Annotated in this window: 17 protein-coding genes and 1 pseudogene; 7 read left to right on the forward strand and 11 right to left on the reverse strand. The window is 45.3% G+C overall.

Annotated features, from left to right (window positions below; genetic code table 11):
- Positions 1–5 precede the first annotated feature (5 nt).
- Complete coding sequence (hlpB, locus tag ACY3LV_RS15515) at positions 6–302, forward strand: HNH nuclease-like protein HlpB (RefSeq protein WP_148964229.1); 297 nt, start codon at positions 6–8, stop codon at positions 300–302.
- Between the two features lie 36 nt (positions 303–338).
- Here hlpB and ACY3LV_RS15520 read toward each other — a convergent pair whose 3' ends face one another.
- The 8 genes from ACY3LV_RS15520 to ACY3LV_RS15555 form a co-directional block, all read right to left on the reverse strand.
- Positions 339–557 (reverse strand): spore germination protein, encoded by a 219-nt coding sequence (locus tag ACY3LV_RS15520; RefSeq protein WP_010333667.1) that lies wholly within the window; start codon positions 555–557, stop codon positions 339–341.
- A gap of 49 nt (positions 558–606) precedes the next feature.
- On the reverse strand, positions 607–990 hold the full coding sequence (locus ACY3LV_RS15525; protein WP_148964230.1) for a spore germination protein GerPE: 384 nt from the start codon (positions 988–990) through the stop codon (positions 607–609).
- Positions 990–1,166, reverse strand: a complete 177-nt coding sequence (locus ACY3LV_RS15530) for a spore gernimation protein GerPD (RefSeq protein WP_333561952.1) — start codon at positions 1,164–1,166, stop codon at positions 990–992. Before ACY3LV_RS15530 ends, ACY3LV_RS15525 begins: the two co-directional genes overlap by 1 nt.
- Entirely contained in the window at positions 1,163–1,780 is a 618-nt protein-coding gene (gene gerPC, locus ACY3LV_RS15535; protein WP_087993640.1) for a spore germination protein GerPC, read from the reverse strand. The genes ACY3LV_RS15530 and gerPC overlap by 4 nt, the downstream gene beginning before the upstream one ends.
- Positions 1,781–1,803: 23 nt before the next feature.
- A complete protein-coding gene (locus ACY3LV_RS15540) occupies positions 1,804–2,037 on the reverse strand; it encodes a spore germination protein GerPB (protein WP_148964232.1) in 234 nt (77 codons plus the stop codon).
- Positions 2,038–2,050: 13 nt separating this feature from the next.
- On the reverse strand, positions 2,051–2,272 hold the full coding sequence (locus ACY3LV_RS15545; RefSeq protein ID WP_087993638.1) for a spore germination protein: 222 nt from the start codon (positions 2,270–2,272) through the stop codon (positions 2,051–2,053).
- A 418-nt stretch (positions 2,273–2,690) separates the two neighbouring features.
- On the reverse strand, positions 2,691–2,861 hold the full coding sequence (locus ACY3LV_RS15550) for an aspartyl-phosphate phosphatase Spo0E family protein (protein WP_087993637.1): 171 nt from the start codon (positions 2,859–2,861) through the stop codon (positions 2,691–2,693).
- 143 nt (positions 2,862–3,004) lie between these two features.
- Complete coding sequence (locus ACY3LV_RS15555) at positions 3,005–3,928, reverse strand: CotH kinase family protein (RefSeq protein ID WP_333561951.1); 924 nt, start codon at positions 3,926–3,928, stop codon at positions 3,005–3,007.
- A 154-nt stretch (positions 3,929–4,082) separates the two neighbouring features.
- Here ACY3LV_RS15555 and ACY3LV_RS15560 point away from each other — a divergent pair, with 154 nt between their 5' ends.
- The 3 genes from ACY3LV_RS15560 (at position 4,083) to ACY3LV_RS15570 (ending at position 8,307) form a co-directional block, all read left to right on the forward strand.
- Complete coding sequence (locus ACY3LV_RS15560) at positions 4,083–4,988, forward strand: fumarylacetoacetate hydrolase family protein (protein ID WP_148964234.1); 906 nt, start codon at positions 4,083–4,085, stop codon at positions 4,986–4,988.
- A gap of 115 nt (positions 4,989–5,103) precedes the next feature.
- Entirely contained in the window at positions 5,104–5,460 is a 357-nt protein-coding gene (locus tag ACY3LV_RS15565) for a YisL family protein (protein WP_087993634.1), read from the forward strand.
- A 165-nt stretch (positions 5,461–5,625) separates the two neighbouring features.
- Entirely contained in the window at positions 5,626–8,307 is a 2,682-nt protein-coding gene (locus ACY3LV_RS15570) for a peptidase S8 (RefSeq protein ID WP_333561948.1), read from the forward strand.
- A gap of 31 nt (positions 8,308–8,338) precedes the next feature.
- Here the strand turns inward: ACY3LV_RS15570 and ACY3LV_RS15575 are convergent, their stop codons facing one another.
- The gene (locus tag ACY3LV_RS15575) at positions 8,339–8,896 is read right to left on the reverse strand and encodes a DUF2777 domain-containing protein (protein ID WP_148964236.1); all 558 of its coding nucleotides are present in this window, start codon (positions 8,894–8,896) and stop codon (positions 8,339–8,341) included.
- Between the two features lie 169 nt (positions 8,897–9,065).
- Here ACY3LV_RS15575 and asnB point away from each other — a divergent pair, with 169 nt between their 5' ends.
- The gene (gene asnB / locus ACY3LV_RS15580; RefSeq protein ID WP_148964237.1) at positions 9,066–10,910 is read left to right on the forward strand and encodes an asparagine synthase (glutamine-hydrolyzing); all 1,845 of its coding nucleotides are present in this window, start codon (positions 9,066–9,068) and stop codon (positions 10,908–10,910) included.
- A 161-nt stretch (positions 10,911–11,071) separates the two neighbouring features.
- Here the strand turns inward: asnB and ACY3LV_RS15585 are convergent, their stop codons facing one another.
- Positions 11,072–11,539 (reverse strand): DinB family protein, encoded by a 468-nt coding sequence (locus ACY3LV_RS15585; RefSeq protein WP_087993630.1) that lies wholly within the window; start codon positions 11,537–11,539, stop codon positions 11,072–11,074.
- A 207-nt stretch (positions 11,540–11,746) separates the two neighbouring features.
- On the opposite strand from ACY3LV_RS15585, the pseudogene ACY3LV_RS15590 reads away from it, so the two are divergent.
- Positions 11,747–12,558 (forward strand): annotated as a pseudogene (locus ACY3LV_RS15590) (phytoene/squalene synthase family protein).
- A gap of 32 nt (positions 12,559–12,590) precedes the next feature.
- On the opposite strand, the gene ACY3LV_RS15595 reads toward ACY3LV_RS15590, so the two are convergent.
- Complete coding sequence (locus ACY3LV_RS15595) at positions 12,591–13,958, reverse strand: MATE family efflux transporter (protein ID WP_414957458.1); 1,368 nt, start codon at positions 13,956–13,958, stop codon at positions 12,591–12,593.
- Positions 13,959–14,081: 123 nt separating this feature from the next.
- On the opposite strand from ACY3LV_RS15595, the gene ACY3LV_RS15600 reads away from it, so the two are divergent.
- Positions 14,082–14,945, forward strand: a complete 864-nt coding sequence (locus ACY3LV_RS15600; RefSeq protein ID WP_333561946.1) for an AraC family transcriptional regulator — start codon at positions 14,082–14,084, stop codon at positions 14,943–14,945.
- Positions 14,946–14,950: the final 5 nt, after the last annotated feature.

Consider the following 14,950-nt stretch of genomic DNA (forward strand, 5'->3'; position numbering starts at 1 on the left):
CGGATATGGCAAAGCAGACTGCCGGAATATGTGAGCTGTGCGGCCGGAGTGATGTCCAGCTGACAGAGCACCATCTCACACCGAAAGAGGAAGGCGGAACATTCCTGCCCACAGCCATGCTCTGTATTCCTTGCCATAAACAGATTCATGCCTTATATACCAATCAAGAGCTTGCGGTTCGCTTGAACGGAATAGATGAACTTAGAAGTGATCTGAAGCTTGCGCGGTTTGTCAAATGGATCAGAAAACAGCCGCCTGAGAAGCTGATCAAAACAAAGAAATCAAATGAACGAAAAAAATAACTAAAAAGCAGCCCTCTCTTTGCAGAGCGGCTGCTTTTATCCATTTCCAACCATATCTTGATCGCTGACATCGGGGTCTATATAATTTGTCGCGTTGACTGCATTGTTTAATAGAAGGAAGTCTCCCGTGTTTCCTGCTCCCGAACCGAGCGCAGATTTTGAAGAGCTTTTCGGAGAAAGGTAAAAGGAATCACCAAAGTTTACGACTCCGCCCGATATCGAATTGATAGCTATAGGCCCGACAATTGCTGGCATAAACGACACCCTTTATCGAAGTCTCTGTTTAGTATATGCTCTTGGCGGACTATTGTGAGCGCGGAGACTGAATCTGCCTGATATGTTTGATTCTCGCATCGCCGCGGACAACCGAAGCCGCCCCTGCATGAAAGACAGAAGAGGATGAGACCCCTTGAATTTTGACGTTGCGAACATGAATGACCGGAACCTCGTGGCAAAATGCGCTTTGCACCCCTGTTTCCGGAATCGGTGTCACAGCCTGCTGCTGAAAGATCGGGTAATCCTTGCTGTGAAACGAGCCTTCATTATTGTAAAACGTAGACAGCGAGCGTTGTACAGCAAATACTTTTATGCTCATATCGATTTCGTTTGTATCGCCAACTTGAAACACACTTGCTATACCAAGAGAGTTAAATTTAATCATTCTGATGCGGGATATACGCTTAAGCATTATGCCGGCGACGGCGGAGCAAACGGTCCGATAATAAGAGATTCAGGCGGTGTATCGAAAATAGAAGAAAGATAGATCGATTCAGTGTCTCCGATGTGGAAAATAGAGGAGCTGGACACACCGTTCATTCGAATATTCCCGACTTCCAGATTACGGTTAATGACTGTGAAAATCATGCTTGCTCATCTCCTTTCATTTCGGATGGGATATGTTCCAGAAAATGTTCTACAGCACGGATCACGTCCCGCTTCACATGCTCAGCGATATGTTCCGCATATTGTTTAGGCGGTGTCTGTTCTTCTTTTTTGATATGGGACATATAGTAGTGAATCCGGCTGTCCATTTGTTTTCTGATGTCTTCAATGACATGATGCCTGTTGGTATCGTCAAGCCTGCTGTCATATTGGTTTTCAAGCTGCTCCAAAACATCTGGAATTTCTTCGGTTAAGAACATGTCGACATTTTGTCGGATCTGCTGCATGAGCTGGGCGCTCTCTTCCTGCTGCATCATCCCGATTTCAGGTGTTGTTTGGCTGACTTCAAAATTTTGGACACTGTTCGGGTCTGTCGGATTTAAGCCGATATTCAGTGTCCCGTCGAGCCGTTCAATTTTCAGCTGGTCAAATTTATACTCCACACGCTCAATGGTTGTGGCCGGCCGCTGTTTCATCGAATTCATTTCAGTTTGAATCTCTTTCAGCTGACGTTCGAGCTGCTGAATATGAAGCGCCTGCTGCTGAACGAAGGAGTTCAAGTTTTGCAAATAAGAGGAAACAGATTGATCATACATGGTCTTTCACCTCTTTCATATGATTAACGGCCAGGAGGCTGGAGCGGGACCAATGCACCTGTATCGGGCTCCTGCGACTCGACTGGCTGCCCCAAAGCAGTTACCTCTGGGGCGGCTTCTACATAACTGCCCGTATTATACAAGTTTGACAAAGATTTGATTGATCCGGCGCTTCCGATTTGCAGAATAGAGGAGTTGCTGATGGATTCAAGCCGAAGATAGTTAATTTGAATGGTTTGATTCACATAGAAATTCATGGGCCTCACTCCTTTATGCATTCCCTGCGATCGGCTGATCAACTGCATCGTTGTCATACACATTCGTCGCGTTTTTGTAATTCGTCACTTTGAGGCTGTCACCGGTATTAAAACTGCCCGCACCGGCAAACGTTCTGACCTGTGCCTGAGGAGAAATCGTAATACAGTCCCCGATGTGAACGACTCCGCTCGTACCAATCGCATTAATTTTAAACGCTCCGACAATGGCCGGCATACGAGCACATCCTTTGTTGAAAAATTGAAAAAAGGCGGGTAAAGTAAAAATACAATTTGATTTCAATTGGGCTTTTCACGATAGCTTATGACAAACGCACATATGTGTGAAGGAAATTTAAAGGGGACATATCAGCTTTTCATGCAAACGATTAAATCTTTTCAGCCGATATGTTTAATTGTTTGAAAAGCGGGGAATGTATAAACCGAGCGGAATTGCGGCGATGGATACCGCTATCCGCCTGCGTGATTTTTATTTCAGTTTCTTCGGTGTTTTTGCGTGTAGGATGCTTTTTGGAGCTGTCGTGCTGCGGTAACCGATTTTTTGGGCGGACACATTCTCGCCCTGAGGTATATCTCAGAAGTGCTGAGCAAAAAGCGGAGTTACATATGGTGAATTCAACGTTATAGAAAATGATTCACATACGGGAGTTTTCAGGATATCCCCCAAAAACCATTTCTTTTTTAATTCGGGTGTTCAGCAGACTGTCCAGCTCTTGGCTGCATTGAATCGTTTCCTTTGAGTTCATGCCGTATTTTTGTGCTGTTTCAATTAGTGTGATTCTCATTTCTTCAATTTTACTATTCATTACCCTATCTCCAATTCTAGAATTTATTTTGATCAAAACAGGATATCGTTAGTATAACCCATTTTTGCTGAAAAGGTTGCCTTTCGTCAATTTGACTAAAAAAGCGACAATTTTTTTGCGGCCTTTTTTCATGCAAGGAAGGACTATAGTCTTGCTAAGTGTGCTTGCAAAAAGTCCTGCCGTTCCTCAATTTCTCTAAGTATGTTTGTCTGCTCCTTTTCGAATTGAAAGGGGCTTTTTTTTATAAAAGGATCATCATCAGCTTTTTGACAAATGTCAAGTTGCCATTCGCTGATGAAAGGAGACAATCGTTCAATGGTAAACGACCGGTACAGCACGTTTTTCATTAATGTGTGATATTGCGACCGGAAAGCGGGAATGGAAAGCAGCCTTGACGCAAGCGTCCGTCCTTTAGTCAGCAGAGGATCTTCGTCAGCTATTCCGTGTGCGGCAAGCGATCGTGTCTCTGTCGGGGAAACGTGAAGCCGGCCGGATTCGTTTAAACAAAATGTGTAATAAAAGCCTTGACGGGTGCAGGCATTGCCGATCAGCCACAAAAAAAACAATTTGATATCCAGATACATTTTAATGCGTTCAGCTAATTCGGCATCTTCCGCTGTACGAATCAGCGTGAAAAATTTGTGTGAAAACGCGGAAGATTCATCTTTAAAAACGGACAGCGGAACCCGCGGATCGGCAGTCTTTACTCGATAAGCTGTCCTATCGGCTAGCTGACGGTTCTTGATGTTCAAATAAACGCCTTCGGGCTGGCCATTGATGGTCAGAAAGCTGTATGAGGCGGCGGGAGCAGGAACACCGATCTCGCCAAAAAGACAATAAGCGAGCCTGCGCCGCATCAGGGACGGATCACCCTGTTCCGCATTCAAAAAAAGTGTGCTTTCACCTAGCGGAGCCTTTTCCCAGCTGATTTCATAGGATGTCTTTTCCGCTCTGTCACGCTGTGTGAGAAGAATGGGAGAAACTAACCGGTCTGTCACCAGAAGCCCCTTGGCAGTTCCTTTTTTCTTAAGCTGATGCCGATGAAAAAATAAATGTACGCTCTCCATCTTTTTTCCTCCTCCTCAAAACGACATTTGTATGATATGTACTGCAAGCCCGTCCTGAAACGAAATGAAAACGGTCGTGATAAAAAGGGATTTCAGCATTCGACAGAGAATACATGAAGGAGCATTCTGATTTAAAAGATGATGGAGGAATAACATGAAATTTGCGACAGGGGAACTTTACAACCGAAAGTTTGTCGGCCTGATCATTGATGATGAGAAAATCATGGATTTGCAAAAGGCTGAAAAGAAACTGTTTGAACTTGAGACGATTCCGGGATCGCTGATTGAATGTATCGCAGAAGGGGATAAATTCGTTACGCATGCGAGGCAGCTGGCCGAGTGGGCAAAGAAACCGAATGATGAGCTGGGGTCATTTATGTATTCATTATCTGAGGTGAAGCTCCATGCACCGATTCCTAGGCCATCAAAAAATATCATCTGCATCGGCAAAAACTACAGGGATCACGCGATTGAAATGGGAAGCGAGGCTGACATTCCTGAACATCCGATGGTATTTACAAAATCGCCGGTTACGGTTACAGGGCATGGTGATATCGTAAACAGCCATGAAGGGGTCACCTCTCAGCTTGATTATGAAGGAGAGCTTGCTGTCGTCATCGGAAAAAGCGGCAACCGCATATCAAAAGAAGACGCATATGACCATATTTTCGGATATACGATTGTGAATGATATCACGGCGCGTGATCTGCAAAAAAGGCATAAGCAGTTTTTTATCGGAAAAAGTCTGGATACGACATGTCCGATGGGACCTGTGCTTGTACATAAATCATCGATTCAGGAGCCTGAGCGCCTCAAGGTTGAAACGAGAGTCAACGGTGAGCTGCGCCAATCCGGTTCGGCAAGCGATATGATCTTTTCCATTCCGGAATTAATTGAAACCCTCTCAAAGGGGATGACGCTTGAAGCGGGAGACATCATTGCCACCGGTACGCCGTCTGGCGTCGGAAAGGGATTTACGCCGCCGAAATTCTTGCGGTCAGGTGACAAAATCGACATTACGATTGATCCGATCGGAACGCTGTCAAACCCAATCGGCTGAACCAAACAGAAGGGCGGACGCGGACCCGCCCGTTTTTTCTGAGACTCGTCTTTGTGGGAGAGGACAAGTTCATGGTACTATAAGTGGGGTAATTTATCTGATAGGGGGAACCTGTATGACACACTTACATATTACGACATGGGTGGTAGCGCTGATTCTGCTTTTCGTCAGCTACTCGCTGTATGCGTCAAGAAGTGCGAAGGGCGCAAAAATCACTCATATGATTCTGCGGTTATTCTATATCCTAATTATTTTGACCGGAGCTTGGCTGTTTGTCGATTTCGCCAACTGGAACGGAGAATACGCCGGCAAAATGATTCTTGGCATTATCACTATCGGCCTGATGGAAATGCTCCTCATCCGCAAGAAAAAAGAAAAATCAACCGGAGGCCTATGGATCGGCTTCGTCATTGTCCTTGTGCTGACAGTGCTGCTCGGTCTGCATTTGCCAATCGGCTTTCACTTATTTTAATAGAAACGTGCGAACCCGGCTCTATGGATGGAGTCGGGTTTTGTTACTATCTTCCTAATATCCCAAAAAAATTTAAAATAACCTTAAAATTCCCTGCAAGCGGTATCTCGTCCTATGAAATTATGATACCTTCAAGAAGATTCATTATTTTACAGGAGGGATATCATGAAACGCAGAAAGTTCAGCTCGTTTGTGGCGGCAGTGCTTATTTTTGCACTGATCTTCAGCCTTTTTTCTCCGGGAACCAAAGCGGCGGCCGGCGCGATCGATCAGGCGGATGCTCTGGAAAACGGCAAAGAACAGACAGGCACCATGAAGGAACCGGAACAGGTGAAATGGTACAAAGTGACTCCGGGAAAAGCGGATATTCAGAAAAACTCACATATGGCACTGACCGTAAAGAGTGATTCAGTACTGAATGTATCTGTATATCCAAGTATGGAAAAAGCGCTTAAAGATGAAACGTTTGAAATGTACCGTTCTTATACGGCGGAGGATGGAAAAAGCGAAGTGATTTTTCCGTACGCGTGGAGCGGCCCTTACTATGTAAAAGTTGAATACCTCGGGGAAGAAGAACCAGAGGACGGCGGAACGGCGGAAGCAGCTGCGGAAGCCAAGTATACGATTGGGTATAAAGGCACGAAAAAGCAACCGTCAGATTTAGAACAGGAAGAAGCTTGTCCGGTGGAAATGAGTGTCGATCAGAAAAAATCGGGAAAAAGCATTCTGGACAAACTGAGAGCGATTCGCGATGACCAGTTAAGCCAAACAGCAGAAGGCAAAGAACTGACAAGCCTTTATTACAAAGCGGCACCGTTTATTGTGGCAAAGCTCGCATTCAATAAAACAGCGAGAAATGAAATCTATCAGGATCTTGTGACATTAAAGCCGTTGTTTGATGATGTGTCAGAAAACGGTGCGTCATCTTCATATCAGATAACCGAAAAGGATCAAAAAGCGATCAATCGGCTATACGAGAATGCTTTACAATCCGTCCCGTCTTTCCTTAAAAAGGAGATAAAGAAACAGGCGGAACGATTCAATATCAAGCAGCTGCAAGGCAAAACAGCTGGAGCGATTTTAACTGAAAACAAACTTGCGGCAAAAAGTGAAGTTCAGAAAACAAAAGTCATTTTCAAGGTGAAGAACAATAAAAGCCTCTCATCCGTACATAATGAAATGAAGGGCTTTTCTGCAAGCGCGCAATCGAAAAAAGACATTTCCAATGTGAAAAAGGCAAAGAAACTGTTTGACAATCTTTATTCATTTGAGCTTCCGAAAGACGAGAAACAGAACGGCACATATACGGCAAGCGCAAAACGGGTCAAGAGTGCTGCTGCGACATTATCCAAGATGTCTAACGTAGAGTTTGCGGAACCTGTGCAGGAATACAAAAGCCTGTCAAACGATATTCAATATCCTTACCAATGGCCGCTTAAAAACAATGGTGAAAACGGCGGTGTTAAAAACGCGGATGTGAAATATGAGCCTGCCAGCACTCTGCTGTCCAAACGCAAGCTGAACGATACATTCATTGCGGTCGTAGACACAGGTGTGGACAGCACACTTGCCGATTTAAAAGGAAAAGTAAGAACAGATCTCGGACGCAATTTTGTCGGACGGAATAACAACGCAATGGACGATCAGGGGCATGGGACGCACGTCGCCGGCATTATCGCCGCTCAAAGCGATAATGGCTATTCAATGACTGGTTTGAACGCCAAAGCGAAAATCATCCCGGTAAAAGTGCTTGATTCCACAGGAGCCGGAGATACTGAACAAATTGCCCTCGGCATCAAATATGCTGCTGACAAAGGGGCAAAGGTGATTAATTTAAGTTTAGGCGGAGGCTACAGCCGCGTACTTGAATTTGCTTTGAAATACGCGGCTGACAAAAATGTCTTGATTGCCGCAGCCAGCGGAAATGACGGAGCCAATTCCTTATCTTATCCCGCATCTTCTAAATATGTGATGTCAGTCGGAGCAACGAACCGCATGGATATGACCGCTGATTTCTCTAACTATGGTAAAGGTCTTGATATCTCAGCGCCAGGGTCTGATATCCCGAGCTTAGTGCCGAACGGAAATGTCACGTACATGAGCGGAACGTCTATGGCGACACCGTATGCTGCCGCTGCTGCAGGCTTGCTGTTTGCACAAAACCCTAAGCTGAAAAGAACAGAAGCAGAGGATATTTTGAAAAAGACGGCGGATGATATTTCGTTTGAAAGTGTCGATGGCGAAGAAGAAGAATTGTATGACGATTATGGTGATCCGATTGACATTCCGAAGATCCCCGGAGTTGACTGGCACTCAGGCTACGGGCGGCTGAATGTCATGAAGGCTGTCAGCGCAGTTGATGTACAGCTCAAAGTCAACAAGCTTGAAAGCACACAAACAGCCGTCAGAGGAAGCGCGAAGGAAGACACGCTTATCGAAGTGATGAGCGGCAAGAAAAAACTCGGCAGCGCCAAAGCCGGAAAAAATGGTGCATTTAAGGTCACTATTCCAACTCAAAAACAAGATCAAATACTGTATGTAAAAGCAGCAAACGGCGATGCGAAAACGTCGTATAAAATTGTCGTTGTCAAAGGAAAACCTTCAGGCACACCGAAAGTCAACGCAGTGAAAACGAAAGATACGGCAGTGAAAGGAAAGGCGAACAGCAAAGCAATGATCAGAGTGAAAAACAAATCAAAGAAAGTCATCGCTTCTGCCAAAGCTGACGCGAAAGGAACGTTCACGGTGAAAATCAAAAAACAAAAAGCCGGAACGGTGCTGTACGTCACGGCTGCTGATCCAGACAAAAAAGAAAGCAAGAATGTAAAAGTCGTCGTTGAAAAATAACCAAAAAGCGGTGCTCGCTGCACCGCTTTTTTTATTTGCGCCCCCGCCGGACCGCTGAATACATAATGGATCGCTTTCCATTTGATGCCGTCCATTCGAACCGGTCTCCTGTCCCTTCGCTGCTATAGTGATGCTGCATTGCGCATTGGGCGGTGTCGTTTGAAAAGTGATAAAAAGAAACACCCTGCTCCTCCGATGTATTCGTAAAGACTCCTTTATTATAAGAAAACACGCAATCGAATACCGATAAGCCAAAGCTGTGCAAATGCTGTAAAAATGCGAGAAAGGTTTCGTCATCAAGCGAATCCAAAAGCGTCATGAGCGGCCGCTTGACTGATTTTTCATAGCGGATGCGTTCTCCGCCTGAAAGGGAGATGTTTTCTTCACCGCATGCCAGAATCGATTTATCCTGAAAGCCGGCCTGTTCCCACTTTCCTTTATGATGGATCCAGATTGGGCTGTGATGCAGACTGTCTGCCAGCAGTATATCGCCTTCTCCGTTTTCGATTAAACAGATGCCATCTTCGATGAGGATGGTACCGTATTCCCATTTTCGTTCCTCTTTATATAATAATTGTTTCCGTTTCATGCATGCTGTCTCCTTTTTCTTCTTTCCTCTCCTTTCTTTCCAATTCAAGCCTGTCCCATACAACTCTTTTGTGGACAAATCAACTATCTGCCTATAGATGCATAAACTTACTAAGGTGCTGAAAGAAACGAAATTGTTACGAAAGAAACGGGATTGGAGCTGATATCACATGTGTGGAATTACGGGTTGGGTCGATTTTAAAAAGCAGCTCGTCCAGGAAAAACAAACGATCAACAGAATGACAGACACTCTTTCCAAACGGGGGCCTGATGATTCTAACGTTTGGGGGGAGCACCATGTTTTATTCGGACATAAAAGGCTTGCGGTCGTTGATATCGAAGGCGGGCGCCAGCCGATGGCATGCACCTATAAAGGAGATACGTACACCATTATTTACAATGGCGAGCTGTATAACACGGAAGATCTGCGCAAAGAATTGCGGGCGCGGGGCCATCAGTTCGAGCGGACGTCAGATACCGAGGTGCTGCTGCACAGCTACATTGAATGGCAGGAAGACTGTGTAGACCATCTCAATGGCATATTCGCTTTTGCTGTGTGGGATGAAAAGCGTGAACTGCTGTTTGCCGCGAGAGACCGTCTCGGCGTGAAGCCGTTTTTTTATACGGAGCAGGGATCTTCTTTTCTCTTCGGGTCAGAAATCAAAGCGATTCTCGCACACCCTCATATAAAAGCCCGAGTGGACAGAACAGGACTTTCTGAAATTTTCGGCCTTGGACCGTCCAGAACCCCGGGTACTGGCGTATTTAAGGGCGTGAAAGAAGTCCGGCCGGCTCACGCGCTGACGTTTTCCAAAGACGGGCTGAACATTTGGCGTTATTGGAATGTTGAAAGCGAAAAACATACGGACAGTTTTGATGACACGGTTGCCAATGTCAGGTCGTTGTTTCAGGATGCAGTGACGCGGCAGCTTGTATCGGATGTGCCGGTTTGTACGTTCCTATCAGGCGGACTGGATTCAAGCGCCATTACAGCGGTTGCGGCAGGCCATTTTGAAAAGGAAGGAAAAGCCCCGCTTCATACTTATTCGATTGATTACGAAGAGAATGATAAATTTTTTCAAGCAAGCGCTTTTCAGCCGAATGACGATGGGCCTTGGATTGAAAAAATGACAGATGCCTTCAGCACAACGCACCACAAATGCGTCATCAGCCAAAAGGATCTCGTCGATCATTTAGAGGAAGCCGTATTGGTTAAAGACTTGCCGGGAATGGCTGATGTCGACTCATCCCTGTTGTGGTTTTGCCGGGAAATCAAAAAGGACTTTGTCGTCAGCCTGTCGGGAGAGTGCGCGGATGAGATTTTCGGGGGGTATCCGTGGTTCCATACAGCAGACGTTGAGTCGGGATTTCCGTGGATGAGATCGACAGAGGAGCGGATCAAGCTGCTATCTGAATCATGGCAGAAAAAATTGAATCTCAAAGACTACGTAAATGCCAAATACGAAGAAACCTTGGCAGAAACACCATTATTAGACGGAGAAACGGGTGTGGACAAAGCAAGAAGACAGCTTTTCTACTTAAATATGCTTTGGTTTATGACGAACCTTTTGGATCGGAAGGACCGCATGAGCATGGGAGCGAGCCTTGAAGTGCGGGTGCCGTTCGCCGATCACCGGCTCGTGGAATATGTTTGGAATATCCCATGGGAAACGAAAATGCATGACAACCGGGAAAAAGGCATTTTGCGCAAAGCGCTCGAGGGCATTTTGCCTGATGACATTCTGTATCGCAAAAAAAGCCCGTATCCGAAAACACACCACCCGGAATATACAAAAGGCGTCAGCGAATGGCTGAAAACGATCAGAAGCCAAAAGGACTCCGTGCTCCATACCCTGCTGGACAGAAAACAATTGGATCAGCTCTTAGAAACGGAAGGCTCCTCCTTCAAGGTTCCGTGGTTCGGACAGCTCATGAAGGGGCCTCAGCTGATCGCCCACCTTGCCCAAATTCATACGTGGTTTGAAGCGTATCGCATTGATATTGATGAGGGATAAAGATATTTAACATTATGATCTAGAAGGTTCCCAATAGAATATCACATTTTTTATATATAAAAACAAAAAAGGATAGGTGAGCAGAAAATATGCTCTACTTATCCTTTTTTTGTACTGCAGCACCAATTTCGACTTGTTGTTGCACGAAAACCCCCGTTACTTCAATAGTTCAATTTTCTCCCAATGAAATTAGCTGATATAGGGCTTAATTTTAATTCCCTAGCCCATACAGAAAGTTGGCCAATATGGTGAATTTCGTGAGCTATGATATGGTGTAATATATCATCTCTCGTATATAAAACCTCTTTATCCCAAGGAACGCTTACAAGTTCATCTTTTATTTCATCTGAATTTGTTTCTAAAAAGTCAATAATGTCAGTTCGGAAACTAATTGAAAGGGATTGAACCTTCTCTAGTGTATGATAATCAGCGAACTGAACAACGATATCTTCTTTCCCTTGGATAGCACGAACCCAACTATATTCCACGTCAATAATATGAAAAAGGGTATATAAAATACTTCCTACCCCACCAAGATGGTTTTTCAGTAACTCTTCAGTGGATAGTTGATGACACCAAGTAAACCATTCATCCCTTACCTGCCAGTTATACTCAAAAAATTTTATCACTTAAATCACTCCAATAATAGGATACATCAAATAACAATTATCCTTTTTCCCTTACATTCCTCCTTTTATTGAAGTAACCTGCCTGTGACATGAAAGGCAAGTTTAGCTGTCATCATAAAAACATACACTCACTTATCTTTTACAAAGTGGGAATCGGCTTTTTCTTCATATACAATTGGGAGAAAACATAATAGACTTGAAGAAGCAGTGATACATAGGAGTGAAAAGAAATGAAAGAGATAAAAGAAGCCTATCAGCAGTGCGGGCAGATCGTCAGCGCCCGCGAACCAGCCTGTTACAATGCATTCTTGTTTCTGCCGCTGAAGCAAAGACAGGCCGCTTGGGCGGCCATGGCGTTTTGCCATACGGCGGCCAGTGCGGATGAGAAGGCGTTATTTGCCATGGAAGCTGAGGCGGAACAGGTATTTTCCGGGACATATAACGGAAATGATTATTTATGGAAGGCTTTCGGCCATGCGTACCAGACCTTTACATTGGACAGCGGGCCGTTCCGTGAGTTCATTGCCGCACAGAAAGCGGAAGATAAACCGTACGATAGCCTTGATGAACTGCTCATGTACGCATATCAGACGGGTGGTGCGGCCGGATTGATGCTGCTGCCGATACTGACACGTCGAAACCAAGATCAGCTCAAACAAGCAGCCGTCTCTCTCGGCTTGGCTATACAGCTGATTCGAATCTTAAGAGATATCGGCACGGACCACCAGCAAAAAAGCCGCATCCCCCGGCAGGTGATGCAGCAATTTGGATATACAGAGGACGATCTTCAGAAGGGCGTCGTCAATAAGCCGTTCACAATGACATGGGAGTATATCGCTTTTGAAGCGGAAGCCTACCTTGAAGAGTGCCAGGATGCCTTGCCGCTATTCCCGATGTATTCGCAAAAAACGGTGAAAGCCGCTCTTCATTTGCACCGTGCTGTTTTAGAAAAAATCCGGTCGGAGCAATACGATGTCTTTCAACATCAATACGCTGTCACAGAGAACGAAGCGTTCTGATATCTAAAAAACACCCGGCCTTGAACCGGGTGTTACGCCATGCCTTTTTGAATCCAGATACGTGAGCGCCATCTTCTGTACATTAAGATTCCCCGGACCCATTCGTCCGCGATAAAGGAAATCCAAATGCCGGCAAGGCCGAAACCGAGGTGGATGCCGAATAGATAGGCAAGCGGAAGCCCGATGCCCCACATCGAAATCATTGCCATGTAGACAGGGAACTTCGCATCGCCAGCCGCCCGCAGGGAGTTGATAATGACGACGTTAAATGAACGGCCCGGTTCAAGAATAATCGTCATCGCAATCAATAAGCTTGCAGTAGCGATAATATCAGGGCTTTGTGTAAAGATGCCGATGAGATCCTTGGAAAAGATCGTCATTAAAACAGACGTTGCCGCCGCAATTCCGAGTGCCCAGTATAGGCTCTTCATACAGCGTTCATAAGCGGCGTCAAACTGTTTCCCGCCGATATAGCGGCCGATTAAAATCTGCGTACCTTGGCTGATAGCGGTGCCGAACAGCAAAATAAACATCGTAATATTTTGCGTGTACACTTTTGTTGTCAAAGCCTGCGCGCCCATGATGGCGATAAAATAAGTGACAATCATTTGCGACAGGTTGTATGAAAGCTGTTCTCCCGCAGAAGGGATGCCGATTTTCAGCAGCTTGCGCAGATGCTCTTTATGCATATGAAAGACTTTTTTCAACGACATTTTCAGCTGAATGCGTTTGTTGACAATGACAATCATCGCGATTAATCCGATGACGCGGGCGATAGATGTAGATATCGCCACACCGGCAACGCCGAGAACAGGAAAGCCGAACAGGCCGAAAATCACAATAAAGTTTCCGGCAATGTTTAAAAGGTTCATGCCGATTGTGACAAACATTGTATCTTTTGTGTAGCCGTAGCTTTTTAAGATCGCGCTGAACGTCATGATTAAAGCCTGAATAAAGGACAGACCTCCGACAACTTGTAAAAAAACTTTCGCATCAGGCATCAGTGCGTTTGATAACCCCATCATATGAAGGAGAGGGACGGCCGCGAAAAAGACGAGGGCGCTGATGGCAAGGCTGATGAAGAAGTTGGCGCCGATTGACACATAAGCGACTTCCATGGCTTCTTTCTTTTGCCGTGACCCTAAAAATTGTGAAATGATAACAGTCGTTCCTGTTGCGATAAAGCTGAACATCACGATAATTAAATTCAAAATCTGGTTGCTGACGCCGACTGCTGCCACGCTGTTGTCTGAGTATTGGCTGAGCATCAGTGTATCGGCATTACCCATAAACATATATAATGAGACCTCGATAAAGATCGGCCAAGTAAGCGAAAATAATGAGAACGATTTGTCAGCGGGTTTTTTCAAAGCAGTTGATTTGAAGACAGCTTGTTTCATTGTGTCTAACCCCTTTCGTAAATAAAATCAACGTTTTAAAGTGTACCTCCATTTTCCTATAATAAAAAGGGAGAGAAACGATACTTCTTGCAAAAATCCGACTTAAAAAGGAGGATGATCAAAATGCCCCGCATCCAGTTTACAGTCCCGCCATTTCCGGTATTTATCGCAGCCGGAGAAGGGGTTTTTAAAAAGGGAGAAACCCATGTGAAACGCGTATTCTCTGTGTTTGACCTGATATACGTCAAGCAGGGAACGTTATATATTACAGAAAATGAAAAATCGTTCTCAGTTGAAGGGGGCGAGTACATCTTGCTTTCTCCCGGTCTTGAACACTATGGGACGAAGGGCAGTGATGAAGCAACCTCCTATTATTGGCTTCACTTTGATGAACATCGGTATAAATTTACGGCAAAGGGAGGCAGCAATTGGTCTGAGCTTCAGCAGGAAAAAGGGAGCTTCGAGGAGCCGGCCCGCTACGGACTGGCTTTGCCGAGAAAAGGCAAGGTGCAGCGCCCGCAGTTTATGGCGCAGCAGTTTGAAAGGCTGATCGATTACTCCGCGGAAAACTCCGATTTGCCGCTTAGAAAACAAATCTTATTTGAAGAGCTGATGCTGCATCTTCAAAAAGAGGCGTTTCAAATTCCGTCTGCGAAAGAGCGGGTTGCCTGGGAGGCGGCCCGGTACTTACAGGAGCATTATAAGGAAAAGACAACAATCAAGGATCTATCGCTCGCCCTTCACTATCATCAGGATTATGTGAGCCGCTGCATGCAGCAGGTGCTTGGCGTTACGCCTGCACAATACACGAACCGGGTGAGAATGACGGAAGCGAAGCGACTTTTATCCTCTACAAACGATAAAATGGGCGTTATTGCGGAAACGATCGGAATGGAAGACCCGACATACTTTTCAAAACTCTTTAAGCAGATAGAAGGCATTTCACCAATTGAATACCGGAAAATTGTCAGCAGGAAAGTTCAATAACCAGA

It is taken from the genome of Bacillus sp. 11C, from assembly GCF_055486375.1.

Bases quoted from the DNA above. Each gene is read 5' to 3' on its own strand.
- ACY3LV_RS15525 (WP_148964230.1), bottom strand. From the start codon at position 990: ATGCTTAAGCGTATATCCCGCATCAGAATGATTAAATTTAACTCTCTT.
- ACY3LV_RS15570 (WP_333561948.1), top strand. From the start codon at position 5,626: ATGAAACGCAGAAAGTTCAGCTCGTTTGTGGCGGCAGTGCTTATTTTT.
- ACY3LV_RS15565 (WP_087993634.1), top strand. From the start codon at position 5,104: ATGACACACTTACATATTACGACATGGGTGGTAGCGCTGATTCTGCTT.
- ACY3LV_RS15575 (WP_148964236.1), bottom strand. From the start codon at position 8,896: ATGAAACGGAAACAATTATTATATAAAGAGGAACGAAAATGGGAATAC.
- ACY3LV_RS15540 (WP_148964232.1), bottom strand. From the start codon at position 2,037: ATGAATTTCTATGTGAATCAAACCATTCAAATTAACTATCTTCGGCTT.
- asnB (WP_148964237.1), top strand. From the start codon at position 9,066: ATGTGTGGAATTACGGGTTGGGTCGATTTTAAAAAGCAGCTCGTCCAG.
- ACY3LV_RS15600 (WP_333561946.1), top strand. From the start codon at position 14,082: ATGCCCCGCATCCAGTTTACAGTCCCGCCATTTCCGGTATTTATCGCA.
- ACY3LV_RS15545 (WP_087993638.1), bottom strand. From the start codon at position 2,272: ATGCCGGCCATTGTCGGAGCGTTTAAAATTAATGCGATTGGTACGAGC.
- ACY3LV_RS15520 (WP_010333667.1), bottom strand. From the start codon at position 557: ATGCCAGCAATTGTCGGGCCTATAGCTATCAATTCGATATCGGGCGGA.
- hlpB (WP_148964229.1), top strand. From the start codon at position 6: ATGGCAAAGCAGACTGCCGGAATATGTGAGCTGTGCGGCCGGAGTGAT.
- gerPC (WP_087993640.1), bottom strand. From the start codon at position 1,780: ATGTATGATCAATCTGTTTCCTCTTATTTGCAAAACTTGAACTCCTTC.
- ACY3LV_RS15555 (WP_333561951.1), bottom strand. From the start codon at position 3,928: ATGGAGAGCGTACATTTATTTTTTCATCGGCATCAGCTTAAGAAAAAA.
- ACY3LV_RS15550 (WP_087993637.1), bottom strand. From the start codon at position 2,861: ATGAATAGTAAAATTGAAGAAATGAGAATCACACTAATTGAAACAGCA.
- ACY3LV_RS15530 (WP_333561952.1), bottom strand. From the start codon at position 1,166: ATGATTTTCACAGTCATTAACCGTAATCTGGAAGTCGGGAATATTCGA.
- ACY3LV_RS15560 (WP_148964234.1), top strand. From the start codon at position 4,083: ATGAAATTTGCGACAGGGGAACTTTACAACCGAAAGTTTGTCGGCCTG.
- ACY3LV_RS15595 (WP_414957458.1), bottom strand. From the start codon at position 13,958: ATGAAACAAGCTGTCTTCAAATCAACTGCTTTGAAAAAACCCGCTGAC.